This is a genomic window from Streptomyces sp. NPDC007025 (assembly GCF_042869455.1).
Lineage (GTDB): Bacteria > Actinomycetota > Actinomycetes > Streptomycetales > Streptomycetaceae > Streptomyces.
This window is the reverse complement of the sequence record NZ_JBIAFT010000006.1, coordinates 187,703-211,585: the sequence shown is the minus strand read 5'-3', so window position 1 is coordinate 211,585 and position 23,883 is coordinate 187,703. Positions and strand designations below refer to the sequence as shown.

Genomic DNA, 23,883 nt, shown 5'->3' with positions numbered 1-23,883 from the left:
CGCCTGCTCGGAGGCACCCCGGAGTACCGCTACGGCCCCCTGGACGAACCGGGACGAACACGAACAGCGATGCTCCGGTTGCGTTCCGCGTCGGATGCCCGAAAGGTGGACTGCGTCCCCATACGTGCCAACCGGCACGCCCATCGGAGGAGAGCACATGCGTGTGAACAGGATCGCCGTCACCGTCACCCTGGCCGGCTCGCTCGCCCTCGGCGCGGCGGGTGCGGCCGCCGCCGCGCCGGTGGCCGGCCACGCCCCGGGGCAGCGGCCCGGCATCCAGCAGCCCGCCGGACCGGAAGCCGGGACGGAGCAGGCCAAGCCGAAGCCGTCGGACGACCAGGGCATGGGGCAGTCGGCGCCGCAGCAGAAGCCCGCAGCCCCCCAGCAGGACCCGACGGCGCAGCACAAGCTCCCGAAGCCGCCCGAGCCGGGCGAGAAGCCGGCCGGCCAGCAGAAGCCGACCGAACAGCAGCAGCCCACCGAGCCGTCGAAGCCCGCGAAACCGTCGGACCCGGCCCAGGAGCAGCAGCCCGCCAAGCCGGCCGAGCCCGGGAAGCCCGCCAAGCCCGGGAAGCCGGCGAAGCCCACCGCTCAGCAGCCCCCGCGGCCGCAGGCGCCCGCCAAGCCCGCACTCGGCCAGGCAGGGCAGCAGTCCCCCGCGCAGCAGCCCGGCAAGCCGGTCACCCCGGCAGCGGGCCGCTGACCCCGGTCACCCCCTGAATCCGGTCACCGGTGTCCCCGTCCGCGGCCCCGGCGCCCCTCGCGGGTGCCGGGGCCGCGGGCGTCCGCCCCTCTCCGGGCGACGGTACGGATGGCGGCGCGGTCGGGCCCGGCGGTCCCGCCCAGGGGGAGAGCACCAGCGGTACCGCGGCGGGCAGCGGCTCGAAGAGCACGCACCGCACATCCCGGGCCGCCTCCCGGTCCAGCAGCACCGAGGAGACACAGCCGCGCGGCAGCCGTCCGGCCTCCGCGGCGGCCCGCAGCCTTCCGACGGCACGCAGATGCCGCCGGAAGGCGTACCCGGTCACCCGCCTGCCGCGCACGGTCTGTCCGGCCAGCGCGTCCCCGGTGGGGACGTCGAGCAGCAGCAGGTGGAGCGAGCGCCCACGCCGTATCGCGTCCCGGGCCAGCCAGCGGCGCACCCAGCTCTGCGTGCCGCAGTCGTGCACCACGACGGCGGCACCCGAGCCCAGCGCCGTGCGCAGCGCCGCGTAGTGCGCGAGCCGTACCAGGGGCCGGTAGGCGCCGTACGGCAGCCAGCGCGGCATCCGCGCCTCCCAGCGCTCGCGGGCGTCCTGCGAGTCGATGCGCACCGCGTCGGACCGGCCCGGGAACGCGCGCCGCATGAGGGTGGACTTGCCGCCGCCCGGCAGCCCGGAGACCACCACCACGTCCCCCGCCGGATAGCGCAGCGTCCACGGTCCGCCGGTACGGCGCAGATCGTGCCGGACCGCGGCGCGGGCTGCGGGGCCCGCTCGCGCGCCCCTCGGTACGGCTCCTGCACGGCACGGGCTGCCCACTGGATCTCCCTCCCCTGGCGGCAGTTCGGCCGCCGCCCCAAGTATGTAAAGAAGGAGTAATGCGGTTCAAGGCGAACAGCTGCTCCGCGGGGGCAGCCACGGCCCGCCCACCCGTGCCATGATGTGCGCATCCAAACTGCATACCGGCCGTTCGAACCCGCGCGGGAGAGTCCCCGGCAGGCGTGTGCAGTACGCGCACACCGGGGCGCCGAAGGAGCAAGATCCTCCCTTGAATCTCTCAGGCCCCGTTACCGCGCAGGCTAGGCAGATCTGAAAAGCGGACCGCTGTGCGCGCCCCGGCGCGGAGCGGCGGTCCCACCCAAGGTGCAAGCCGGGCTCCAGCCGTTCGGGAGCTGTCGGCGAACCTCTCAGGTTCCGATGACAGATGGGGAGGACATCCACGTCATATCCCCCTATGGGGACTCATCGGGACTCTGGGAGCCTGCATGACTGAGCCACCGGCCACTCGCAAGACCGCGCTGGACGCCACGCACCGCGCGCTGGGCGCCACCATGACCGACTTCGCGGGCTGGGACATGCCGCTGCGCTACGGCAGCGAGCGCGAGGAGCATCTGGCCGTGCGCTCGACCGCCGGCCTCTTCGACCTCTCGCACATGGGCGAGATCACCCTGACCGGGCCGCAGGCCGCCGAGCTGCTGGACCACGCGCTGGTCGGCAACCTGTCCAAGCTGGCGGTCGGCCGCGCCCGCTACACCATGATCTGCGACGAGGACGGCGGCATCCTCGACGATCTGATCGTCTACCGGCTGGACGACCAGGAGTACCTGGTCGTGGCCAACGCCGCCAACGCGCAGACGGTGCTGGACGCGCTGGTCGCGCGGCAGGACGGCTTCGGTGCCGAGGTGCGGGACGACCGCGACGGCTACGCGCTCATCGCGGTGCAGGGCCCGGCGGCCGCGGGCATCCTCAAGCAGCTGACCGGCTTCGACGTCGACGGACTGCGCTACTACGCCGGTGAGCGCGACATGGTCGCCGGCAAGTCGGCGCTGATCGCCCGCACGGGATACACCGGCGAGGACGGCTTCGAACTGTTCGTCTCGCCCGGCGACGCCGTCGCGGTCTGGGAGGCGCTGACCGAGGCGGGCCGGGAGGCCGGGCTGACCCCGTGCGGTCTGAGCTGCCGCGACACGCTCCGCCTGGAGGCGGGGATGCCGCTGTACGGGCACGAGCTGTCCACCGCGCTGACCCCGTTCGACGCGGGGCTGGGCCGGATCGTCAAGTTCGAGAAGACCTCGAACGAGGGACGCTTCGTGGGCCGGGACGCGCTGGCGGCGGCCGCCGAGAAGGCCGCGACCGCCCCGCCGCGCAAGCTGGTCGGGCTGGTGTCCGAGGGACGCCGGGTGCCGCGCGCCGGTTACCCGGTGGTCGCCGACGGTGCGGTTGTGGGCGAAGTCACCTCCGGGGCGCCGTCGCCGACGCTGGGCAAGCCGATCGCCATGGCGTACGTGGACGCGGCACACGCCGAACCCGGCACGGAGGGGGTCGCGGTCGACATCCGGGGCTCCCACGAGCCGTACGAGGTCGTGGCGCTGCCCTTCTACAAGCGGGCCTGAGCACCCGCCGCCACCGAAGGGCGGCCCGCGCCCCCCGTTCCACCTGCCAAGACCGTGTTCACTGCACCTTTCGCATCCGGGAGAATCAGACTCATGAGCAACCCCCAGCAGCTCCGCTACAGCAAGGAGCACGAGTGGCTGTCGGCCGCCGATGACGGCGTCGCGACGGTCGGTATCACCGAGCACGCCGCCAACGCCTTGGGCGACGTCGTCTTCGTCCAGCTCCCCGAGGTCGGTGACACCGTGACCGCGGGCGAGACCTGCGGCGAGTTGGAGTCCACCAAGTCCGTCAGCGACCTCTACTCCCCCGCCTCCGGTGAGATCACCGAGATCAACCAGGACGTGGTGGACGACCCGGCGCTGGTCAACTCCGCCCCGCTGGAGGGCGGCTGGCTGTTCAAGGTGAAGGTCGACGCACTGCCGGACGACCTGCTCTCGGCCGACGAGTACGCCGCATTCGCCTCGGGCACCTGAGGCGTCCGCCTCGGGGGACCGAGGCTGCTTGCCCACCCCGCCGCCACTTCCCAGGGACGGTTCTTCCATGTCGCTTCTGAACGGCTCTCTCCACGAGGTCGACCCCGACGTCGCCGCCGCCGTCGACGCCGAACTCAACCGCCAGCAGTCCACCCTCGAGATGATCGCCTCGGAGAACTTCGCTCCGGTCGCCTCCATGGAGGCCCAGGGCTCGGTCCTCACGAACAAGTACGCCGAGGGCTACCCCGGGCGCCGCTACTACGGCGGCTGCGAGTACGTCGACGTGATCGAGGACCTGGCCCGCGACCGGATCAAGGCGCTGTTCGGCGCCGAGGCCGCCAACGTGCAGCCGCACTCCGGCGCCCAGGCGAACGCCGCCGCGATGTTCGCGCTGCTCAAGCCGGGCGACACCATCCTGGGCCTGGATCTGGCGCACGGTGGGCACCTCACCCACGGCATGAAGATCAACTTCTCCGGCAAGCTCTACAACGTCGCCGCCTACAAGGTCGACGAGCAGACCGGCCGGGTCGACATGGACGAGGTCGAGCGGCTGGCCGAGGAGCACCGCCCGCAGCTGATCATCGCGGGCTGGTCCGCCTACCCGCGCCAGCTCGACTTCGCCGCCTTCCGCCGGATCGCCGACGAGGTCGGCGCGCTGCTGATGGTGGACATGGCGCACTTCGCCGGCCTCGTCGCCGCCGGGCTGCACCCGTCCCCGGTGCCGTACGCGGACATCGTCACGACCACCACGCACAAGACCCTCGGCGGTCCGCGCGGCGGGGTGATCCTGTCGAAGAAGGAGTACGCCAAGAAGATCAACTCCGCGGTCTTCCCGGGCCAGCAGGGCGGCCCGCTGGAGCACGTGATCGCCGCGAAGGCCGTCGCCTTCAAGATCGCCGCCGGCGACGACTTCAAGGACCGCCAGCAGCGCACCCTCTCCGGCGCACGGATCCTCGCCGAGCGCCTGCTGCGCGAGGACACCGTCGGCGCCGGCGTCTCGGTGCTCTCCGGCGGCACGGACGTCCACCTGGTCCTGGTCGACCTGCGCAACAGCGAGCTGGACGGGCAGCAGGCCGAGGACCGGCTCCACGATGTCGGCATCACCGTCAACCGCAACGCCGTCCCCAACGACCCGCGGCCCCCGATGGTGACCTCGGGCCTGCGCATCGGGACGCCGGCGCTGGCGACCCGCGGTTTCCAGGACGAGGACTTCGCCGAGGTCGCCGACATCATCGCCGAGGCCCTGCTGCCGGGCTTCGACGACACCAAGGGCAAGGCCCTCGCCGCGCGGGTCACCGCCCTCGCCGAGAAGCACCCGCTGTACCCCACGCTGGGCAAGTAGTCCTCCGCAGGACTCCCCGGAGCCCCCAGCGGGGCTCCCCTCCCGCCGGAGGGGCCGCACCCGGCCCCTCCGGCACCCACCGCTCCGCACCAGGACACAACCCGCTGGCCCGCCAAGGGCTTGGAGCCGCACCATGGCAATCTCGGTCTTCGACCTGTTCTCGATCGGCATCGGCCCCTCCAGTTCCCACACCGTGGGCCCGATGCGCGCCGCCCGCATGTTCGCGCGCCGGCTGAAGAACGAGGGCGCGCTGGCGCACACCGCCTCCGTGCGCGCCGAACTGTTCGGCTCCCTCGGCGCGACCGGCCACGGCCACGGCACCCCCAAGGCCGTCCTGCTGGGCCTGGAGGGCGAGTCCCCGCGCACGGTCGACGTGGAGAACGCCGACGACCGCGTCGCGCGGATCCGCACGGAGGGCCGGCTGCGGCTGCTGGCCACCGAAATAGGCGACACGCACGAGATCCCGTTCGACGAGCGCACCCAACTGGTACTGCACCGGCGCCGCTCTCTCCCGTACCACGCCAACGGCATGACTCTCTTCGCCTACGACGAGGCCGGCACCCCGCTGCTGGAGAAGACCTACTACTCGGTGGGCGGCGGCTTCGTCGTGGACGAGGACGCCGTGGGCGAGGACCGCATCAAACTGGACGACACCGTCCTGCGGCACCCCTTCCGCACCGGCGACGAACTGCTGCGCCTCACCCGGGAGACCGGCCTGTCGGTCTCCCGTCTCATGCTGGAGAACGAGAAGGCCTGGCGCACCGAGGAAGAGATCCGCGCCGGGCTGCTGGAGATCTGGCAGGTCATGCGGGACTGCGTGGCCCGCGGCCTGACCCAGGAGGGCATCCTGCCCGGCGGCCTCAAGGTGCGCCGCCGTGCCGCCACCTCGGCCCGCCAGCTGCGCGCCGAGGGCCAGGTCGAGGCGCACGCCATGGAGTGGACCACCCTCTACGCCATGGCCGTGAACGAGGAGAACGCCGCGGGTGGCCGGGTCGTCACCGCGCCGACCAACGGCGCCGCCGGCATCATCCCCGCCGTCCTGCACTACGCCCACCACTTCGTCCCCGGTACGGACGACGACGCCGTGGTCCGCTTCCTGCTGGCCGCCGGCGCCATCGGCATGCTCTTCAAGCAGAACGCCTCCATCTCCGGAGCCGAGGTCGGCTGCCAGGGCGAGGTCGGCTCGGCCTGCTCCATGGCCGCCGGCGGCCTCGCCGAGATCCTCGGCGGCAGCCCGGAGCAGGTGGAGAACGCGGCGGAGATCGGTATCGAGCACAACCTGGGCCTGACCTGCGACCCGGTCGGCGGGCTGGTCCAGATCCCCTGCATCGAGCGCAACGGCATGGCCGCGGTCAAGGCCGTCACCGCGGCCCGGATGTCCCTGCGCGGCGACGGCCGCCACCACGTCTCCCTCGACAAGGCCATCAAGACCATGCGCGACACCGGCGCCGACATGAAGGTCAAGTACAAGGAGACCGCGCGCGGCGGGCTCGCGGTGAACGTCATCGAGTGCTGAGCGCACCACGCCTGACCAGGTGATCCGCGTCTTTCAGCGCTGTCACGGGCGCACTCTTCCGTACGGCGGAACGTTCCTCGGAAGTCCCTGTGGCAGAGCTGAAAGTCCCTGAAACGTCCCTGCCGGGCCAGCCCGTGACCTGCTCACGGCCAGGGCTTCGGGCCACGAGGAACACGCGCTTCCCGACCACGCCGAAATCGCTGAGCTGTCGCCGATGGCGGGAGGCTCTGCGCGAGGGGGGATGACCGGGGGGGCGGGCTCAGCCGCGCCGCCGCGATACGGCGGCGGCGATCAGGGCGGTGACGTGCTCCCGCTGGTCGTCGTCCCGGCGGGCGATGACCATCCGACTCGGCCCGGCGTCGGGCACAGGGATGCACACGATGCCCTGCGGCACGGGCGTGACGAGCGAGCGGGGCAGGACGGCGACGACGCGGCCGATCCTCACCAGAGCGGTGAGTTCCCCGGCATCGGCGACTTCGGGACCGCTCCCGCCGCCGGGGACACCCGGCCACCGCGGGAAGACCTCGTCACTGAGGTCGTCCAGGGAGATACTGTCGCGCCCGGCGAGCCGGTGGTTCTCGGGGAGGACGGCCACCCGGTCCTCGACGTGGAGGGTCTCGGTGGCCAGCCCGCCGAGGTCGTCGAACGGGGCGTAGAGCAGGCCCACGTCGGCGCGCCCGTCGCGCAGGTGATCGGTACGGTCGGTGGCGCCGCTGAAGAGGATGTCGACCCGCCGGGCACCGGGCCGCTCCGCGTAGGCGGCGAGGATCGCGGAGAGCAGGTTGGCGTCCCCTCCGGGTTTGATCACGAACCTCAACGATGCGTCTTCGGCGGCGCGTTGGGTGTTCTGCACGGCAACCGTCATCGCGTTCAGCGCATGCCGTCCGTGCTCCAGCAGGGCCGTGCCCGCGGGCGTCAGTACGACGCTGCGGCTGGTGCGGTCGAAGAGCGTGACGCGCAGCCGGGCCTCGATGCGCTTTGTCAGCAGTGCGGCCACGGCAACGGATAACGCCGCTGTTCGAACGCGCATGGAATTCCTGGACTGCGAGGGGCTCTCCAAGCTCGTACGACGCGCGCCTGAAGTCACCGAATGGCTGGCTGCGGCAGAAGCCGAGGACATCCGCGTGGTCACCAGCTCCGTCACGCTGGTCGAAACCCGTCACCCCAAGATCCACCAGTCCCGCTTCGACTTCGCCGTCTCCCGCGTCAACGTCGTTCCACCCACTGAGCGCATCGCCCGGCCCGCCAGCAGACTCCTGACCGCTGCCGACCTGGACGGCCACAAGTACGCCCTCGACGCCATCGTGGCCGCCAACGCGCTCGCCTCACCCACCCCCGTGACCGCCCTGACGTCGGACCCCGAGGACCTTCGCACGCTGTGCGGCACCGGCATCCGGATCGTCAAGGTCTGACTTCCCCGGCAGTGCCTCCCCACACGGCACGGCCCCACACGGCACGGCCCTCCGGTCGTAGCCGCCACCTCGCGCCGCCCGCGGTCGGTCGGCGGAGGGTTCCACCATGGCACCGGTCCCGCCCACGAGGAGACGCCCGGCCGTGACCGGCACGAGAGGCCCAGGCCCCGCAACGGCGTCGGCCTGTGCCGGGCCCGGTTTCGCGGGGCGGACTCGACAGTCCGGCCGGCGTGCCGTGGTGCCGGGCTCAGCCCTTCGCCGCGAACGCCTGGGTCCACCAGGGGCCGCCCGGTGCGTCGTGGTAGCCGACGCCGATCTCCTTGTAGGAGCAGTTGAGGATGTTGGCCCGGTGTCCGGGGCTGTTCATCCAGCCCTCCATCACCTGGGCCGGGGTGCGCTGGCCGCGGGCTATGTTCTCGCCGACGGTGCTCCAGCGGTAGCCGGCCGCCGTGATGCGGTCGCCCGGGCCCTTGCCGTCCGGGCTCTGGTGGGAGAAGTAGTCGCGGGCGTCCATGTCGCGGGAGTGTCCGAGCGCGGCCTTGTCCAGGGTCGCGTTGCTGCTGACGGGGCCGCATCCCTTCTTCGCCCGTTCCGCGTTGACCAGGCTGGTCACCTGCTGCGCGTAGCTCCCGCCGGCCGGGTCGGCGGGCGGGGGCGCCGGGGTGGCGGGCTTACGGCGCGGAGTGCGGCGGGGCGCGGTGCGGGACGGCGAGGGGCTGGCGGAGGTGGACCGGGGGGAGGCGGAGGGCGAGGGGGAGGCGGACGAGGAGCTCGGGGACGGGCTCGCCGACGGGCTGGGCCGGGAGAGGGACCGTATCCCGTCCCCGGAGCGGGTCGGCGAAGCGGTGTCGCGGTCCTCGGGCGGGTCGGGGATGAGCAGGAAGGCTCCGGTGCCGCCCGCCGTGGCCAGCACGGCGGCGACGGCGAGGGCCGTGCGCCGTCGGGCGCGCCGTCCGCGCTGCTGCGCCCGGCGTGCCGACGCCCGGCCGGGCGTGGAGCCCAGGGAGTGTCCGGCCGCGGTCGGCTCGGCCGCCACCTTTGGGTGTTCCAGCCCCCAGCGGGCGCACAGCGCGGCCGACGGCGGGACCAGTGCGAGTCCCACGAGCAGCCGTTCGGCGGGGACGAGTCCGGACGAGTGGCCGGAGCAGACGGTGCACTCGCGGGCGTGCCGGGCGATCCGCTTGCGCCACAGCCCGGACGGTTCGCCGTCCCACCCTTCGAGGAGCGACTGGAGCAGCACGCACGAGGGTTCGGCCGCCAGGGCCCGGACGACGACCCGGCCCACCTCCAGCTGCGCCTTCATCCGCTGGACGCGTACGGCGGTGTGCTGGGGGGTGATCTCCAGTGCGGCGGCGACGTCCGCCCTGGTGAGTTCCCCGGTGCTCTCCAGCCACCACAGGGACAGCAGTGTCCGGTCGTCCGGCTCCAGCCACCGGGTGGCCTCGGCCACCTCCCGGCACTGGCCGGAGAGTCCGAGCCGGTTGATGGTCGCGTCGACGAAGTCGGCGCGGGGGTCGGGGAGTCCGCGGATCTCGTCGGTGTCCTGCAGCACCCCCGGGTCCTGCCGCCGGTGGCCGCGTATCTGGTTCATGGTGATGGCGGCCAGCCAGGACCTGAAGCGGCCGGGGTCGCGCAGGGTGTGCAGCTTGGCGAGCGCGTGCAGCATGGTCTCCTGCGTGACGTCGTCCACGTCGGCATGTCCGGGCAGGCTCCGGCCGACGATGTTGTGGACCAGCGGCAGGGACTTCGCAGCGACCAGTTCCCGTGCCCGTTCGTCCCCGGCCTGCGCCGCCTCGATCACGGCGGCGTCTATGACACTGCTGCTCACGTTCTCTCCACTCTCCCTCTCGGCTCGGACATCTGTCCCCACCTCTATGGAGACGAGCGGATCGGACTTCTATAACAGAAATCTCTGCGCCGAGGCCCGGAGAGGACGGGCGGAAGGGGAGGGAGCGGCCGCGCGGACGGCACCGGACCGGGGAGCGTCGTCCCCGGTCCGGTGGTGGTCAGTCCGCTTCGCGGTGGACGATCGTGAAGTGGCGGTCGGGCCCGGGGGACTCCAACTCGTCGAGCGCGGCCACTGCCAGGTCCTCGGCGCTGATCCACGGCCGGCCGTCGGCGGCGGCCAGCATGGTGTCGGTGCCGCGCCGGTAGCGGCCGGTGCGGTCGCCGGGCTCCAGCAGGCCCGGCGGGCTCAGGTAGACCCAGTCGGCGTGGGCGCTCTCCTGGCACGCCCGCATCTGGGCCACTCCGGCGGTGGCGACGGGCCGCAACGCGTCCGGCACGTACCGGGGGTTGTCGGCCACCAGCAGTCCGGCGTCCTCCGGGCTGCGCAGCGCCCCGGCACCGCCGACGACGAGGACGCGGATGCCGCGCCGCCCGGCGATCTCCAGCACCGTGCGTGTGGTGCCGACCAGGAACTCCCGGTCGGCCGGCTCGGTCCGTACGGTCAGTACGACGGCGTCCGGTGCGCCGGGTCCTGGCGGGTCGGTCAGCACCTCGCCCAGGGCGTGCGCATCGCTCAGGTCCACCGCGACGGGTGTCACGTCCGGGTCGTCGCCCGCGGGCTTCCGGGAGACGGCGAGCACCCGGTGCCCGCGGGCAGCGGCCTCCCGGGCCACTCTGCCGCCGACCATTCCGGTGGCGCCGAGCACGGCGATCGTCATCGTCTTCGTCATCGGGGTTGTCCTTCCGGCAGCCGGTCTTCCCGGACTGCTTGCACGGGATCTTCTGGGACGGTGTGCACCGGGGCGGCCCGGGGCCGCTCCTCCCGGACCGGGACCGCGGCGGGCGAGCCGCGGGGGCGGCGGCCGAACAGGTCGGCGGGCGCGAACTGGGCCGCGAGCATAGCGATCAGGGCGAGGACGAAGCCACCGGTCTGCGGCAGGCTCAGCGACTCGCCCATCACCAGGCCGATGACGGTCGCGACCAGCGGGGAGAGCAGCACCAGCGGCGCCGACGCGCTGACCGGCAGGGTGGCGATGCCACGGAACCACAGTGCGTAGGCGATCAGTCCGCCCATGCTGCCGAGCCACAGGTAGCCGGCGACGGCTCCGGCGTCGATCCGCTCGGGCACCCCCTCGACGGCGAGGGTGAGCGGGAGCAGCAGCAGGCCGCCGACCGCCAACTGCCAGCCGGCCAGCGCCATGGGGCCGACGCCGGGGGGCCGCCCCCAGCGTTTGGTGAGGACGACGCCGCCGGCCATGGCGGTGGTGTGTCCGAGCCCGGAGAGCACTCCGACGGGGTCCAGGCGGGCCTGCGGACCGAGCACGACGAGGGCGACACCGAGCACGCCGAGCAGGCCCCAGGCCAGCCGCCACAGCGTCGGCCGTTCGCGGAGCACGGCGATTCCCGCCGCGGCGACGAGCAGCGGCTGGGCGGCGCCCAGCGTGGCGGCCACACCGCCGGGGAGGCGTTCGGCCGCCACGAACAGCAGCGGCAGGGCGCCGATGTTGAGGGTGCCGAGGACGACGGCCTTCCACCACCAGTGCCCGCGCGGGAGCACCCGGGTGAGGGCCAGGGCGAGCAGCCCGGCGGGCAGGGCGCGCAGCAGCCCGGCGAACAACGGGTGGCCGGGGGGCAGCAGTTCCGTTGTCACGACGTAGGTGGTGCCCCAGGAAGCGGGGGCGAGCGCGGTCAGCGCGACGGTTGCCGCCCGCTGCGCGGAGGGGGGCGGCGCCCCCGGCGACACCTCGGCAGGAGTGTTCATACGAGGAGTGTCGACCCGGCTGGTCATGCATCCAAAGCATGGTTGCGATGACAGCCATGAAGCATAACGATTGCCGAATGGACCTCCAGCAGCTCCGGTACGTCGTCGCTCTCGCCGAGACCCGCAACTTCACCCGCGCCGCCGAGCGATGCCGTGTGGTGCAGTCCTCACTCAGCCACCGGATCGCCGGACTCGAACGGGAACTGGGCGTCACGCTGTTCGCCCGGTCCAGCCGCCGTACCGAACTGACCGGTGCCGGGGCGGCCTTCCTCGTCGGCGCGCGCGAGTGCCTGGCGGCGGCCGACCGCGCGGTCGCCGACGCCGCCGCGGCGGGCGGGTCGGTCCGCGGCCGTCTCGCGGTCGGCATGATCCGGACCACCGCCGCCGTCGACGTGCCCGAACTCCTCCAGCGCTACCGGGCCCGCTATCCGGAGGTGCGGGTGAGCCTGGAGGCGGGCAGCAGCGACGAGTTGGCGGCCGCGGTGCGGAAGGGCGAGCTGGACATCGTCTTCCTCGGCCTGCCGGAGGGCGAACAGCCGGCCGGTGTGGAGACCCTCGTGCTCGACCACGACGAACACGTGCTGGTGCTGCCGTCCGGGCACCGGCTGGCGGGCGCCTCCCGCGTCACCCTGCCCGAACTCGCGGACGAGACGTTCGTGGACTTCCGGGACGGCTCGCCCGGCCGCGCCCAGACCGACCAGGCGTTCGCCGCCGCGGGGCTGGCCCGGGACATCGCGTACGAGGCGGGCGTGGCCGAGCTGATCACCCAGCTCATCGCCCGCGGGCTCGGGATCGCACTGCTGCCGTCGGCGTTCGTGCGGCCGCTGGTCGCCGACGACCCGCAACTGGCGCTGGTCCCCGTGGTCGAGGGGCCGCGCCGCGTCGAGTATCTGGCGTGGAGCCGGTTCAACCCCAGCCCGGCCACCCGCGCGCTGCTCGACGTCCTCGGGGCCGGGCCGTGGAGCTGACGGTCCGCGGGCAGCCGCCCGTACGGGCCTGCGCACCCGCGGGATCCGCGGTTCAGCACCCGGCACTCCCCCGCGAGCCCGGGCCCGGCGCCGCTTCCGGCTCACCCTCGGGCTCCATCCGCGGCAGCAGCCGGTCCAGCCAGGCGGGGAGCCACCAGGCCCGCCGCCCGAGCAGCGTCAGCACCGCGGGTACGAGCAGCAGCCGCACGATCGTGGCGTCGATGAGCACGCTGACGGCCAGTCCGAGGCCCATCATCTTGACCACGATGTTGTCCGTGAGGATGAACGCGGCGAACACGCTGGCCATGATCAGTGCGGCGCAGGTGATGACCCGGGCGGTGCGCTCCAGCCCGTGGGCCACGCTCCCCCTGCTGTCCCCGGTGCGCTCCCACGCGGCCCGCACCCGGGAGAGCAGGAAGACCTCGTAGTCCATGCTCAGCCCGAAGACGATGGCGAACATCATCATCGGGACGTAGCTCTCGATGGGGACCGTGCCCGAGACGCCCAGCGCCGGACCGCCCCAGCCCCACTGGAAGACGGCGACCAGGACGCCGTAGGAGGCGCCGATCGACAGCAGGTTGAGGACGGCCGCCTTGACGGCGACGAGGACGCCGCGGAACACGATCAGGATGATGACCAGGGCGAGCGCGACGACCACCCCGATGATGAGCGGGAGCCGGCCGGAGACGAGCTGGACGAAGTCGAGCTGCGCGGCTGTCGTACCGCTCAGGTAGGTGTGCGCGGGATATCCCCGCACGGCCCGGGGCAGCACCTCGTCCTTCAGCTCGTCGAACAGCCGGGTGGTGGAGGCGTCCTGCGGTCCGCCGCGGGGGACGACGGTGGCGGTCAGGGCGTCGCCGTTCCCGGCGGGCTCCGGCGGGGTGACCCGCGCCGTGCCGGAGGTGCCGTCGAGGGCCTTGCGCACGCTGTCGGAGAGCGCGGCGCGGTCGCCGCCGGGTACCGCGCTCTGGTCGACGACGACGGTCAGCGTGCCGTTCTCCCCCGGGCCGAAGCCCGAGGAGAGGAGGTCGTAGGCCTTCTTGTCGGTGAACCCTGGCGGGTCCGCACCGTCGTCGATGTGCGACAGCCGCATCGAGAACACCGGGACCGCCAGCACCGCGACGACCACGATCCCGCCGAGCAGGAACCACCAGGGCCGCCGTTCGACCCGCTGCGCGTACCGGTGCCAGCCGCCCGCCGCCCGCGCGCCGTCCGCGCCCCCGGGGGCGCCGCTGCCCTCGGCGACGGGGGTGCGCACCCGGTAGCGGTCGATGCGGCCGCCGACCAGGCCGAGCAGCGCCGGCAGCAGGGTGAGGGCCCCGGCGACCGCGCTGACGACCGTGATCCCGGCCGCCAGCCCGAGCTTCCCGATGAACGACACCCGGGAGGCGTACAGCCCGGCGAGGGCGACGACGACCGTGCAGCCCGAGACCACCACCGCGTGGCCGCTGGTGGCCACGGCCCGGCCGGCGGCACGCACCGGGTCGGTCCCGTCGAGCAGGGTCTGCCGGTGCCGGGTGAGCAGGAAGAGCGCGTAGTCGATCCCGACACCGATGCCGATCATCGTCGCCAGCGTCGGGGCCACGTCGGCGAAGGCGGCGGCGCGCGCCACCAGGCCCAGGCACCCGAGCCCGACCAGGACGCCGACCAGCGCGACGACCAGCGGGACACCGGCGGCGAGGACGCTGCCGAAGCCCGCCAGGAGCACCACCACCGCCACGGCGAAGCCGATGGCCTCGCTGCGGACGTCGTCGGCCTGGGGCCGGGCCAGCTCGCCGAGCGGGCCGCCGTACTGGACCTCGACACCCGCCTTCCGCAGCGGTGCCACGGCGCTGTCGACGCCGTCGAGGTACGAGGAGTCCAGCGTGGTCGGGTTGGTGTCGAAGCGGACGGTCAGATAGCCGGTGCGGCCGTTCGAGGAGAGCGCGCCGGTGGGCTTCGACTCCGCGGTTGCGGGCAGCGGGTTCTGCACGGACAGCACGTGCGGCAGCTTCCGGAGCGAGCCGGCCGCGCTGTCGATCTCGTCCGCACTGGCGGTGAGCGAGGGCCCCGTGGAGTGCAGCACGACGTCCGCGGCGACGCCGGCCGCGCCCGGGTCGGCCCTGCCCAGTACCCGGAGCCCCTGCTGCGACTGCGCGCTGGAGACCGTGAAGTCGTCCGAGTAGGTCCCGCCGACGGTGGCCTTCAGAGCTTGCAGTCCGCCCAGGGCGGCCAGCCACAGCACCAGGACCAGGACGCAGTGCCGCGCGCACCACTCGCCCAGCCTGCGCAGCCGACCCGCGCCCGCGGCCTCCGGTGCCGTGCCGCCCTTGCCGCCAGGCGAGACCATGTGTGCTCCCGGTTGGTGCGCCCGCCGCCCGGCGGCGCGGACAGTTCGAGCCTGCTGGTTGCTGGGAACATAGGACGAACCGGGTGGCCTGCCGCAGTGCGACACGCGCCGGGGATCCGGGACGAGCGGGGCGGGGCGACGGCGGAGGGGCGCGGGCGGTGGCGCGCGGGGTCAGTGCGGGGGTTCGCCGGTCCGGTGGGTGGGCCCGTGGGCGTCCTCGGTGCCGGGTGCGCCCCCGGTGCCGTGTCCGCCCTCGCGCGGAGCCCCGGGAGAGTCGTCGATCTGGAGGAGTGCGCCGCTGTCGCCCTCACCGAGGTGATCCACCTGCAGCGTGGTGTGCGTGATGCCCCAGTCCTCGCTCAGCTGCCGCTGGAGGGCGCGGCGCACCCCGTGGCAGTCCCCGTCCGGGACGACCAGGACGTGGGCGGAGAGGGCCGGGCGGTTGGAGGTGATCTGCCAGATGTGCAGGTCGTGGACCTCGGCGACCTGGTCGGCCGCCGCCATGCGGTCGCCGACCGTGGCCGGGTCGATGCCCGCGGGGGCCGCTTCGAGGAAGATCCTCCCGGAGGCGCGGATGAGTCCGCCGCCCGCCCGGAGCATCAGCGCGACCACCGCCAGGGAGGCCAGCGCGTCCGCGCGAGCGAACCCGGTGGTCAGCACGATCAGTCCGGCCACCGCTGTGCCGAGGAACGCGTAGAGGTCGTTGAGGAGGTGCTGGAAGGCCCCTTCGACGTTGAGCGAGGTCCGGTTGGCCCGCGAGACGCACCACGTGGCGGCGACGTTGACCGCGATCCCGGCCAGCGCCGTCACCAGGACCCAGCCGCCCTCGACATCCGGCGGCCGGATCAGCCGGCGGACGGCCTCGTAGCCGAGCCAGACCGCCAGCAGCACCAGCGTGAGGCCGTTGGCCTGCGCGGAGAGGATCTCGGCGCGTTTCAGACCGAAGGTGTAGCCGCCGCGTGCGGGCCGGGCGGCCAGCCGCATCGCCACCAGCGCCAGCACGAGGGAGGCCGCGTCGGTGAGCATGTGCGCCGCGTCGGAGAGCAGCGCCAGCGAACCGGCCGCGAGACCGACGACGACCTCGGCGGCCATGAAGACGACGATCAGCGTCAGCGCGCCCGCCAGCCAGCGGCGATCGGCGTCCGCGCGCACCCCGTGTGCGTGTCCGTCGTCCCGGTGTCCATGGTCCTGGCGTCCGGGTTCCCGGCGTCCGCCGCCGGCCTGCGCGCCGGAAGTCGAAGGGTCGTGGTCCTGCACTCGCGTGCCTCCAGAGCGCTCGCCGCGGTACGGAGCCGGGGAAGCGGGCGGGATGGGCGACCCCGCGGCTCCGGGCACAGCCTCCGCGCCACCCACCAGTATCAGCACCGGCCGCCGCCGCGCGGTATTTCCGCTCCGCCGACCGGGGCGGCCCGGCACGCCCCGGACCTGCCACGGATCAGCCGGTCCGGGGCGCTCCCGGCCCGTCCTGCGCCGGGGAAGGGTCCGTCCCCGAGGACTGCCGTCCCACGGAGCCGAGCAGGGCCCGCTGCTCCTCCAGCTGGCGCTGCTGGGCGCGGATCACCTCGGTCAGCTCGTGGATCTCCTGGCGGGTCGCGGTCCGCTCCTCCGTGCCGGCCGACGAGACGCGTTCGATGAACCAGGAGGCGAGGGAGGCGGAGACCACACCGAGCACCGCGATCCCGGCGATCATCAGCAGCACGGCCACCAGCCGGCCGGTCGTGGTGACCGGGGAGTAGTCCCCGTAGCCGACCGTGGTCACGGTGGCGAAGGCCCACCAGACCGCGTCGGGAAAGCTGTCGATGGTGGCCCCTTCGACGCCGCGCTCGGCATCCAGCACGGCCAGCGCCCCGCAGAACATCAGCAGCCCGGTGGCTCCGGCGGCATAGGTGGTGACCTGGCCGCGCAGCGAGACGGAGGCCCGGCGGTTGAGCACGCTCATCACGGTCAGCAGCCGCAGCATCCGCAGCGGCCGGAAGAACGGCAGGACCACCGTCGCCAGGGCGAAGAGGTTGCGCTTGAAGTAGACCCAGCGGTCCACGGCCCGCACCAGCCGGACCACGTAGTCGAGGGCGAAGAGGCCCCAGGTGATCCAGCTCGCCCAGGTGCAGGCGGTCCGCCACCGAGGGCTCAGGTCCGGCTGCAGGATCGGCCACGCGTACGCCGCGAGGAAGACCAGCACCACGCCCATCAGCAGCACGTCGACCACCGGCAGCGGCTCCGGGGGCTCCGGGGAAGCCTTGTCGGCCGGGAATGCTGTCGGCTCCGAGGTGTCCGTGCGCTCGTTCATCACGCGCACGATACCCAGGCCCGCAGCGCGGCCGGCGGCTGGTGCCCGCCCGTCCCGGGGCCCGGCCCCGGCCTGTCGCTCTCCGGGGTCCGGTCCCCCGTCCGCAGCGTCGGCCCCCGCGGGCCGACCCCCCGCGGCCGGACGTCGCGGCCGGACGCGGTGGGCCGGGAGCGGGAATCGGCTCGGCGGCGGGAGAGCGGGAGAGGCGGGGGCGAGTCGGGTGCTGTACGGCGTGTTGAGGGGCGGGGGAGGCTACGTTGAGGGCATGGCCACTCAGATAGCTGCCACCGAGGAACTGCTCGCCTACATCGAGTCCGTCTCCCGCCCCGAGGACGAGGTGCTGGGCGCGCTGCGCGAGTTGACCGCCGAGCTGCCCGGGGGAACCGCGATGCAGGTGCCGGCCGCCGAGGCCCGGTTCCTGTCGCTGCTGATCCGGTTGACCGGTGCGTCGACCGTGCTGGAGATCGGCACCTTCACCGGGTACAGCACGCTGTGCATGGCGCGCGCCCTCCCCGAGGGGGGCAGGCTGACCACGTGCGAGGTCAACAGGAAGTGGACGGACATCGCCGCCGGGTTCTGGGAACGCGCAGGGGTGGCCGACCGGATCGACCTCCGGCTCGGCGACGCGCACGAGACACTGGCCCGGCTGCGGCAGGAGGACGGCGGCGGAAGCATCGACCTCGTCTTCATCGACGCCGACAAGAAGAGCTATCCCGCCTACTACGAGGCGTCCCTCGAACTGGTCCGGCCGGGCGGGCTGCTGGTGCTCGACAACACCCTCTTCTTCGGCCGGGTCGTCGACCCGGCGGCCGACGACCCGGACACGGTCGCCATCCGCGAGGTGAACGAACTCCTCCGCTCCGACGACCGGGTGGAGCCCGTCGTGCTGCCCGTCGCCGACGGGATCACCCTGGCCCGCAAGAAGGATGCCTAGGCGGCTGTTTGCCGAGTGGGGCCGGCCTCTCGCCGCCCGCCGGCGCGCCCCGACCGCCCAGGAGGCCCGGTCACCCGGCCCGGATCGGTCGGCGACCGGGTAGCTCGCGCCGGTCGAGGGGCCACCACTGCCCGAGCGCCGGGTGACGCGCCTCCACCTCGGCGGTGGACGCTGCGCCCGGGCCGGGCCTCCCGGCCCGGGCGTGGGGTCAGTCCGCGGCCTGCTCCAGGACGGGGGCGGCCAGCGACGGTGCGGTCAGCCGCATGGTGCTCGGCGGGTCGCGGTGCTCGGCCACCAGATGGAGCCGCTGCACTCCCTCGGCTCCGGCGGCGGGCAGCGGGGTGCGGCAGTCGCACTCCTGGTCGTCGAAGCCGGCGAACCGGTAGGCGACCTCCATCATGCGGTTGCGGTCGGTGCGCCGGAAGTCGGCCAGCAGGTGGACCCCCGCGGTGGCCGCCTCGGTCGCCAGCCAGTTCAGCACCGCCGTGCCGACGCCGAAGGAGACCACCCGGCAGGAGGTGGCCAGCAGCTTCAGATGCCAGGCCGCCGAGTGCCGCTCCAGCAGCAGGACGCCGATCGCGCCGTGGGTGCCGAACCGGTCGGAGAGGGTGGCGACGAGCACCTCGTGGTCGTCGTCGGCGAGGAGTGCGCGCAGGGCTTCGTCGGAGTAGTGCACACCGGTGGCGTTCATCTGGCTGGTGCGCAGGGTCAGCTCCTCCACCCTGCTGAGTTCGACGGGCGTCGCGCGGAAGATCTGCAGATCCAGGCCGAGGGTGCGCAGGAACTCCTCGTCGGGGCCGGTGAACTCGGCGCGTTCGGCGTCCCGGCGGAAGTTCGCCCGGTACATCGCACGGCGCTTTCCGGAGTCGACCGTCCTGGTGGCCGGGGTGAACTCGGGCAGCGAGAGGAGGTCGGCGGCCCGCTCGGCCGGGTAGCAGCGGACCTCGGGCAGGTGGAACTCGACCTCGGCGCGTTCGGCGGGCTGGTCGTCGATGAAGGCGAGGGTGCGCGGGGCGAAGTTGAGCTGGTCGGCGATCGAGTGCACCGACTCCGACTTCGGTCCCCAGCCGATGGAGGCGAGCACGAAGTACTCGGCGACCCCCAGCTCCTCCAGCCTGGCCCAGGCGGGTTCGTGATCGTTCTTGCTGGCCACGGCCTGCAGGATGCCGCGCGCGTCGAGTTCGACGACGACCGCGCGGATCTCCTCGGCGAGCCGCACCTCGGCGTCCTCGGACAGGGTGCCCTGCCACAGCGTGTTGTCCAGATCCCAGACCAGGCACTTCACCGTGGTCGTGTGTTCGCTCACCGTCCGGTGTCCTCTCGGGTGGTTGCGGGAGCCGGGCTCCTCAGGTGTAGACGCTCAACGCGTGTTCGGCCAGCAGCAGTTCGCAGATCTCGCTGCTGCCCTCGATGATCTCCATCAGCTTGGCGTCCCGGTAGGCCCGGGCGACCGGATGGCCGTCCCGGGCGCCCGCCGAGGCCAGGACCTGGACCGCGGTGGCGGCGCCTGCCGCCGCCTGCCGGGAGCTCACGTACTTTGCGAGCACCGTGGCCGACACCATCTCCGGGGAGCGGGTGTCCCAGCAGTGGCCGGCGTGCGCGCACGCCCGGGTCGCCGTCTGCTCGGCGGCCAGCAGTTCGGCCACGTGCCGGGCGACGAGTTGGTGTCCGGCCAGCGGCTTGCCGAACTGGTGCCGGGTGCGGGCGTGCCGGGCGACCGCGGCCAGGCAGCCGCGCAGGATGCCGACGCAGCCCCAGGCGACGGACATCCGGCCGTAGGAGAGCGCGGTGCCGACCAGCAGTTCGGTGGACTGCCCGGCACCGCCGAGCACGTCGCCCGCGGGCACCCGCACCCCGTCCAGTCGCAGATGGGCGTGCCCGGCGGCCCGGCAGCCCATGGGCTCGGGCACCCGTTCCACCGTGACGCCGGGAGCCGTCGCGGGCACCACGACCGCGGCGGCGCCGTCGCCGTACCGGCCGAAGAGGACGAGCAGGTCCGCGTAGCAGGCAGCGGTGATCCAGACCTTCTCGCCGGTCACCACCACGCTGTCGCCGTCCGGTTCGATGCGGGTGGCCATGGCGGACAGGTCGCTGCCCGCCTCCGGTTCGCTGAAGGCGACGGCGGCCTGCTCACCGCCCGCCAGGCGAGGCAGCAGCGCCCCGCGCTGCCGCCGTTCGCCGAGCCGCTGGACGGTCCAGGCGGCCATCCCCTGGGAGGTCATCAGACTGCGCAGGGAGCTGCACCGGCTGCCGACGAACGCGGTCAGCTCGCCGTTCTCGGCGCTGCTCAGCCCGGGGCCGCCGTAGCGCCGGGGGATCTGCGCGGACATCAGCCCCTGCGCGCCGGCTGTGCGGACGACCTCCTCGGGGATGCGTCCGGCCCGGTCCCAGGCGTCGGCGGAGGTGTCGTCGACCAGTTCGGCGGCGACGGCCCGGAGCCGGTCCGCTTCCGCCGCGGGGCCGGTCGCCGGGCCGGCGGCGGCCGTTCCGTCAGCCACGCGCCGCTCCGTCCCCGGCGTCCCCGGTCTCCGCTGCGTCCTCGGCGCGCAGCCGCTGGACGAGCGCGGTCATGGCCGTCACCGTGCGCATGTTGTCCAGCCGCAGGTCGCTGCCCGCGATCTCGACATCGAACGCCTCTTCGAGGAAGACCACGAGTTCCATGGCGAAGAGCGAGTTGACCCCGCCGGAGGCGAACACGTCGGTGTCCACCGCGAAGGAGGTCTTGGTGCGCTCCTCCAGGAACCGGGAGATCCGCTCGGCGATGACGTCGGCGGTCGGCTCGGGCGTGGTGGTCATGACGGGTTCCCTCCGTAGTCGTAGAAGCCGCGGCCGGTCTTCCGGCCGAAGTCGCCTGCCCGGACCTTGTCCAGCAGGAGCTGATCCGGCTCGCAGCCCGGGTCTCCGGTCCTCTCGTGGAGGACTCGCAGCGAGTCGGCGAGGTTGTCCAGACCGATCAGGTCGGCGGTGCGCAGCGGCCCGGTGCGGTGGCCGAGGCCGCTCTCGAAGAGCGCGTCCACCGTCTCGGGGGGCGCGGTGCCTTCGCGTACCGTCCGGATCGCGTCGTTGATCATGGGGTGCAGCACCCTGCTGGTCACGAAGCCCGGGGTGTCGGCCACCACCAGCGGGGTGCGGCCCAGCGCGGTCAGCAGCGAGACGAGCGCCGCTTCGGCCGGGTCACCGGTCCGCCCGCCGCGGATCACCTCGACGGTGGGGATCAGGTAGGGCGGGTTCATGAAGTGGGTGCCGAGGAACTCCTGCGGCCGGGCCACGGACGCGGCGAGTTCGTCGATCGGGATGGACGAGGTGTTGGAGACCACCGGGGTCCCGGGGCCGACCAGCGCGGAGACCTCGGCCAGCGCGGCGGCCTTCACCTCGGCCAGTTCGGTGACCGCCTCGATGACGGCGGTGGCCGCCGCGCCGTCCTTCGCCGCGGTGGTGGTGGCCAGTTCGCCGGGTGCGGCGGCATCCGGCAGCGCCCCCATCAGCCGGGCCAGCTTCAGTTCCCGGCGGATCCGCCGCCGCGCCTGTTCGAGCCGGGCCTCGTCGACGTCGACGAGGGTGACCGGGAGTCCGGAGCCGATGCCCAGCGCCGCGATACCGACGCCCATCACCCCGGCTCCCAGGATCATCAGCCTGTGGTTGGTCCGTTCTTCCGACACCACACCTCCATGGAGTGTCACATCCGGTCCGGTCATGAGCCGTTCGACCAGCTCAGTGCGGGCAGTACGACCCCGAGGGCGCCCGCCAGATCCCCGCGGTCCACCGCGCGCCAGAACCCGTCCCCGGCCGCGCCCGGCGCGGCCGGCCCAGCCGCCCCGGGGACGGCGTCCGCTCCGTCCGCGGCGGTCCGGTGCCCGGATGGCGCCGGCAGCGGTCCGGTGGGCAGCTCGATCCGGCCGCGGGAGGCGCAGGCGCTCCCCCAGTCGACCGGCACCCCGGCCACCTGGGCCTCGGCCAGGGAGGTGAGCATCCGCTGCGCCGTGCTCTCCCCCATCCGCAGCGAGCCGACGGCCCGGACATCGGTCCCGGTGTCCGCGGCGATGTCCGCCACCGGGGCGGTCAGCAGCGGATGGGCGGAGGGCTCGACGAAGGTGCTGAATCCCAGGCTCAGCAGGGTCCGCACCGCGCTGTCGAACTCCACCGTCCGGCGCAGGTTCTGGTACCAGTACTCGGTGTCGAGCGCGGCGGGGTCCAGGACGCGGCCGGTCACCGTCGAGCAGAGCAGGGTGTCGGTGGCGTGGTGCCGAAGGGGCCCCACCTCGTCGAGCAGGGGGCCGTGGATCGCTTCGACCTGCGCCGAGTGGGAGGCGAAGTCCGAGACGATGCGGGCCACCCGGACGCCCTCGTCCACGAGTCGCGCGAACAGCTCCTCGATCGCGTCCGGACTGCCGGCCACGCTGGTGGTGGCCGGTCCGTTGACGGCCGCCACGGCGAGCCCGCCGCCGAGTTCCGCCAGCCGTTCGCGGACCTGCGCGGCGGGCAGCGGCACGGACAGCATGGCGCCCTTGCCCGCCAGCGCCCCGGCGATGAGCCGGCTGCGCGCGGCGACCACGCGGGCGGCGTCCGGCAGCGGGAGCGCGCCCGCGACATGGGCCGCGGCGATCTCGCCCTGGGAGTGCCCCAGTACGGCCGCCGGTACCACCCCGAAGGACCGCCAGACAGCGGCGAGCGACACCGTGACGGTGAACAGCGCGGGCTGCACCACCTCGACCCGGTTCAGCGAGGCCGCGCCGCGGCGGCCGCGCACCACGTCGACCAAGGACCAGTCCACGTACGGTGCGAACGCCTCCGCGCAGGCCAGGACACTCTCCCGGAACGCCGGGGAGCTGTCCCACAGCCCGCCGCCCATGCCGCGCCACTGGCCCCCGGCTCCGGGGAACATCATCACCACGCCGCCGGCCGGCCGCGCGGTGCCGCACACCACGCCCTGGTGGTCGTGCCCGGCGGCCAGCGCGTCGAGTCCGGCCAGCAGTTCCTCGCGGTCCGCGCCCACCGCGACCCCGCGGTGCCCGGCGGCGCCCCGGCCGGTCGCCAGGGCGTGTGCGACGTCGTGGCCGTCCAGTTCGGGGCGCTCGCGAAGATGCGCGGCGAGCAGCCGCGCCTCGGTCCGCATCCCGGTCTCCGAGCGGCCGGACACCGGCCAGGGCACCGCACCACTCAGCGCGGGCCGGTCCCGGACGCGGGCGGGCTGGCCCGGTTCGGGGGCGGGCCGGTCCGGGGCGGTGGCAGTCCGCTCCGGGGCGGCGGTCGGCCGCTCCGCAACCGCGGTCGGGGCGAGACGGGTGGTGGCGACCGACGTCGGCTTCTGGAACCGCCGTACGGCGGCGAGCAGTTCGGTGACCCCGGGCCCGGCGTCGCTGCCGGTGGCGAGTTCGAGCAGGCACAGGACCGGCTCCCCGGCGGCCCGCGCGTCGGCCAGGCGCCTGAGCAGCAGCCGGCCGCCCGGCCGCGCGGCGGTACCGGCCACGGCGGTTCGCGCGGCGCCGTCGCGCAGCCAGGAGAGCGCCGCCGCGACGGCGTTGCACAGCGGGGGATCCCCGGCCGGCAGGCGTTCGACCGGCGCGCCCGGCACCGGGTCCGCCTCGGCGCCGCCGGCCGACCCCTCCAGGAACACCGCGGTCGCCCCGGGATCCGGTCGGCCCGGCGCCGCGGGTCCGGGACCGGCGGCGGCCGGGACGGCGCCCCGGAACGCGTCCGGCGCACCGGACACCCCGAGGACCGCGATCGGGTCGCCGCCCTCCGCGGTGCCCTCGGGTACGGGTGACAGCACGAAACTCACTACGGGAAACCTCCGGGAGAACGGAACCGCCGCACCGGG

21 protein-coding genes and 1 riboswitch are annotated in these 23,883 nt (G+C 73.7%); of the genes, 8 read left to right on the top strand and 13 right to left on the bottom strand.

What is annotated here, in order from left to right:
- The first annotated feature begins 157 nt into the window (after positions 1 to 157).
- The gene (locus ACFYMO_RS13855; protein WP_366770290.1) at positions 158 to 703 is read left to right on the top strand and encodes a hypothetical protein; all 546 of its coding nucleotides are present in this window, start codon (positions 158 to 160) and stop codon (positions 701 to 703) included.
- Here ACFYMO_RS13855 and ACFYMO_RS13850 read toward each other — a convergent pair.
- Positions 681 to 1,520, bottom strand: a complete 840-nt coding sequence (locus tag ACFYMO_RS13850; RefSeq protein WP_366770291.1) for an AAA family ATPase — start codon at positions 1,518 to 1,520, stop codon at positions 681 to 683. The two genes, ACFYMO_RS13855 and ACFYMO_RS13850, sit on opposite strands and share 23 nt — an antisense overlap.
- A 152-nt stretch (positions 1,521 to 1,672) precedes the next feature.
- Positions 1,673 to 1,784: riboswitch (glycine riboswitch) on the top strand.
- Positions 1,785 to 1,966: 182 nt separating this feature from the next.
- On the opposite strand from ACFYMO_RS13850, the gene gcvT reads away from it, so the two are divergent.
- The 4 genes from gcvT (at position 1,967) to ACFYMO_RS13830 (ending at position 6,426) form a co-directional block, all read left to right on the top strand.
- Positions 1,967 to 3,094 carry a glycine cleavage system aminomethyltransferase GcvT gene (gene gcvT, locus ACFYMO_RS13845; protein WP_366770292.1) on the top strand — a complete coding sequence of 376 codons (1,128 nt, stop codon included), beginning with the start codon at positions 1,967 to 1,969 and terminating at the stop codon, positions 3,092 to 3,094.
- 93 nt (positions 3,095 to 3,187) lie between these two features.
- On the top strand, positions 3,188 to 3,568 hold the full coding sequence (gcvH, locus tag ACFYMO_RS13840; RefSeq protein WP_388546355.1) for a glycine cleavage system protein GcvH: 381 nt from the start codon (positions 3,188 to 3,190) through the stop codon (positions 3,566 to 3,568).
- 67 nt (positions 3,569 to 3,635) lie between these two features.
- Positions 3,636 to 4,910 (top strand): serine hydroxymethyltransferase, encoded by a 1,275-nt coding sequence (gene glyA / locus ACFYMO_RS13835; RefSeq protein WP_388546352.1) that lies wholly within the window; start codon positions 3,636 to 3,638, stop codon positions 4,908 to 4,910.
- Between the two features lie 133 nt (positions 4,911 to 5,043).
- The gene (locus ACFYMO_RS13830; protein WP_366770294.1) at positions 5,044 to 6,426 is read left to right on the top strand and encodes an L-serine ammonia-lyase; all 1,383 of its coding nucleotides are present in this window, start codon (positions 5,044 to 5,046) and stop codon (positions 6,424 to 6,426) included.
- A 259-nt stretch (positions 6,427 to 6,685) separates the two neighbouring features.
- Here ACFYMO_RS13830 and ACFYMO_RS13825 read toward each other — a convergent pair whose 3' ends face one another.
- The gene (locus tag ACFYMO_RS13825) at positions 6,686 to 7,456 is read right to left on the bottom strand and encodes a LysR family transcriptional regulator (RefSeq protein ID WP_388546348.1); all 771 of its coding nucleotides are present in this window, start codon (positions 7,454 to 7,456) and stop codon (positions 6,686 to 6,688) included.
- Here ACFYMO_RS13825 and ACFYMO_RS13820 point away from each other — a divergent pair.
- Positions 7,455 to 7,838 carry a DNA-binding protein gene (locus ACFYMO_RS13820; protein ID WP_388546345.1) on the top strand — a complete coding sequence of 128 codons (384 nt, stop codon included), beginning with the start codon at positions 7,455 to 7,457 and terminating at the stop codon, positions 7,836 to 7,838. The genes ACFYMO_RS13825 and ACFYMO_RS13820 overlap by 2 nt on opposite strands.
- A 247-nt stretch (positions 7,839 to 8,085) precedes the next feature.
- Here ACFYMO_RS13820 and ACFYMO_RS13815 read toward each other — a convergent pair whose 3' ends face one another.
- The 3 genes from ACFYMO_RS13815 to ACFYMO_RS13805 all read right to left on the bottom strand — a co-directional run bounded on the left by ACFYMO_RS13815 (position 8,086) and on the right by ACFYMO_RS13805 (position 11,547).
- Positions 8,086 to 9,666: a sigma-70 family RNA polymerase sigma factor gene (locus tag ACFYMO_RS13815; RefSeq protein WP_388546342.1), complete on the bottom strand. Its 1,581-nt coding sequence runs from the start codon at positions 9,664 to 9,666 to the stop codon at positions 8,086 to 8,088.
- A gap of 178 nt (positions 9,667 to 9,844) precedes the next feature.
- Positions 9,845 to 10,516, bottom strand: coding sequence for an NAD(P)H-binding protein (locus ACFYMO_RS13810; protein WP_366770298.1), 672 nt, complete (start codon positions 10,514 to 10,516; stop codon positions 9,845 to 9,847).
- The gene (locus tag ACFYMO_RS13805) at positions 10,513 to 11,547 is read right to left on the bottom strand and encodes an EamA family transporter (RefSeq protein ID WP_366770299.1); all 1,035 of its coding nucleotides are present in this window, start codon (positions 11,545 to 11,547) and stop codon (positions 10,513 to 10,515) included. The genes ACFYMO_RS13810 and ACFYMO_RS13805 overlap by 4 nt, the downstream gene beginning before the upstream one ends.
- 77 nt (positions 11,548 to 11,624) lie before the next feature.
- Here ACFYMO_RS13805 and ACFYMO_RS13800 point away from each other — a divergent pair, with 77 nt between their 5' ends.
- Entirely contained in the window at positions 11,625 to 12,515 is an 891-nt protein-coding gene (locus tag ACFYMO_RS13800; protein WP_366770325.1) for a LysR family transcriptional regulator, read from the top strand.
- Between the two features lie 52 nt (positions 12,516 to 12,567).
- Here the strand turns inward: ACFYMO_RS13800 and ACFYMO_RS13795 are convergent, their stop codons facing one another.
- The 3 genes from ACFYMO_RS13795 to ACFYMO_RS13785 all read right to left on the bottom strand — a co-directional run bounded on the left by ACFYMO_RS13795 (position 12,568) and on the right by ACFYMO_RS13785 (position 17,131).
- Entirely contained in the window at positions 12,568 to 14,844 is a 2,277-nt protein-coding gene (locus tag ACFYMO_RS13795) for an MMPL family transporter (protein WP_388546339.1), read from the bottom strand.
- A gap of 171 nt (positions 14,845 to 15,015) precedes the next feature.
- Positions 15,016 to 16,101, bottom strand: coding sequence for a cation diffusion facilitator family transporter (locus ACFYMO_RS13790; protein ID WP_388546336.1), 1,086 nt, complete (start codon positions 16,099 to 16,101; stop codon positions 15,016 to 15,018).
- A gap of 178 nt (positions 16,102 to 16,279) precedes the next feature.
- Positions 16,280 to 17,131, bottom strand: coding sequence for an ion channel (locus ACFYMO_RS13785; protein ID WP_366770302.1), 852 nt, complete (start codon positions 17,129 to 17,131; stop codon positions 16,280 to 16,282).
- 265 nt (positions 17,132 to 17,396) lie between these two features.
- Here ACFYMO_RS13785 and ACFYMO_RS13780 point away from each other — a divergent pair, with 265 nt between their 5' ends.
- On the top strand, positions 17,397 to 18,065 hold the full coding sequence (locus ACFYMO_RS13780) for a class I SAM-dependent methyltransferase (protein ID WP_366770303.1): 669 nt from the start codon (positions 17,397 to 17,399) through the stop codon (positions 18,063 to 18,065).
- Between the two features lie 208 nt (positions 18,066 to 18,273).
- On the opposite strand, the gene ACFYMO_RS13775 is transcribed toward ACFYMO_RS13780, so the two are convergent.
- The 5 genes from ACFYMO_RS13775 to ACFYMO_RS13755 form a co-directional block, all read right to left on the bottom strand.
- On the bottom strand, positions 18,274 to 19,371 hold the full coding sequence (locus ACFYMO_RS13775; RefSeq protein WP_388546334.1) for an HAD-IIIC family phosphatase: 1,098 nt from the start codon (positions 19,369 to 19,371) through the stop codon (positions 18,274 to 18,276).
- Positions 19,372 to 19,411: 40 nt separating this feature from the next.
- The gene (locus ACFYMO_RS13770) at positions 19,412 to 20,563 is read right to left on the bottom strand and encodes an acyl-CoA dehydrogenase family protein (RefSeq protein WP_366770305.1); all 1,152 of its coding nucleotides are present in this window, start codon (positions 20,561 to 20,563) and stop codon (positions 19,412 to 19,414) included.
- Entirely contained in the window at positions 20,556 to 20,861 is a 306-nt protein-coding gene (locus tag ACFYMO_RS13765) for an acyl carrier protein (RefSeq protein WP_366770306.1), read from the bottom strand. The genes ACFYMO_RS13770 and ACFYMO_RS13765 overlap by 8 nt, the downstream gene beginning before the upstream one ends.
- Positions 20,858 to 21,694, bottom strand: a complete 837-nt coding sequence (locus ACFYMO_RS13760) for a 3-hydroxyacyl-CoA dehydrogenase family protein (RefSeq protein ID WP_388546582.1) — start codon at positions 21,692 to 21,694, stop codon at positions 20,858 to 20,860. Before ACFYMO_RS13760 ends, ACFYMO_RS13765 begins: the two co-directional genes overlap by 4 nt.
- A 62-nt stretch (positions 21,695 to 21,756) precedes the next feature.
- Positions 21,757 to 23,844, bottom strand: coding sequence for an acyltransferase domain-containing protein (locus ACFYMO_RS13755; protein WP_366770307.1), 2,088 nt, complete (start codon positions 23,842 to 23,844; stop codon positions 21,757 to 21,759).
- Between the last annotated feature and the right edge of the window lie 39 nt (positions 23,845 to 23,883).

Coding starts and splice junctions, on each gene's coding strand:
- ACFYMO_RS13825 (WP_388546348.1), bottom strand. CDS start 7,456: ATGCGCGTTCGAACAGCGGCGTTATCCGTTGCCGTGGCCGCACTGCTG.
- ACFYMO_RS13785 (WP_366770302.1), bottom strand. CDS start 17,131: ATGAACGAGCGCACGGACACCTCGGAGCCGACAGCATTCCCGGCCGAC.
- ACFYMO_RS13820 (WP_388546345.1), top strand. CDS start 7,455: ATGGAATTCCTGGACTGCGAGGGGCTCTCCAAGCTCGTACGACGCGCG.
- ACFYMO_RS13805 (WP_366770299.1), bottom strand. CDS start 11,547: ATGAACACTCCTGCCGAGGTGTCGCCGGGGGCGCCGCCCCCCTCCGCG.
- ACFYMO_RS13810 (WP_366770298.1), bottom strand. CDS start 10,516: ATGACGAAGACGATGACGATCGCCGTGCTCGGCGCCACCGGAATGGTC.
- ACFYMO_RS13795 (WP_388546339.1), bottom strand. CDS start 14,844: ATGGTCTCGCCTGGCGGCAAGGGCGGCACGGCACCGGAGGCCGCGGGC.
- ACFYMO_RS13760 (WP_388546582.1), bottom strand. CDS start 21,694: ATGATCCTGGGAGCCGGGGTGATGGGCGTCGGTATCGCGGCGCTGGGC.
- ACFYMO_RS13765 (WP_366770306.1), bottom strand. CDS start 20,861: ATGACCACCACGCCCGAGCCGACCGCCGACGTCATCGCCGAGCGGATC.
- gcvH (WP_388546355.1), top strand. CDS start 3,188: ATGAGCAACCCCCAGCAGCTCCGCTACAGCAAGGAGCACGAGTGGCTG.
- gcvT (WP_366770292.1), top strand. CDS start 1,967: ATGACTGAGCCACCGGCCACTCGCAAGACCGCGCTGGACGCCACGCAC.
- glyA (WP_388546352.1), top strand. CDS start 3,636: ATGTCGCTTCTGAACGGCTCTCTCCACGAGGTCGACCCCGACGTCGCC.
- ACFYMO_RS13855 (WP_366770290.1), top strand. CDS start 158: ATGCGTGTGAACAGGATCGCCGTCACCGTCACCCTGGCCGGCTCGCTC.
- ACFYMO_RS13800 (WP_366770325.1), top strand. CDS start 11,625: ATGGACCTCCAGCAGCTCCGGTACGTCGTCGCTCTCGCCGAGACCCGC.
- ACFYMO_RS13830 (WP_366770294.1), top strand. CDS start 5,044: ATGGCAATCTCGGTCTTCGACCTGTTCTCGATCGGCATCGGCCCCTCC.
- ACFYMO_RS13780 (WP_366770303.1), top strand. CDS start 17,397: ATGGCCACTCAGATAGCTGCCACCGAGGAACTGCTCGCCTACATCGAG.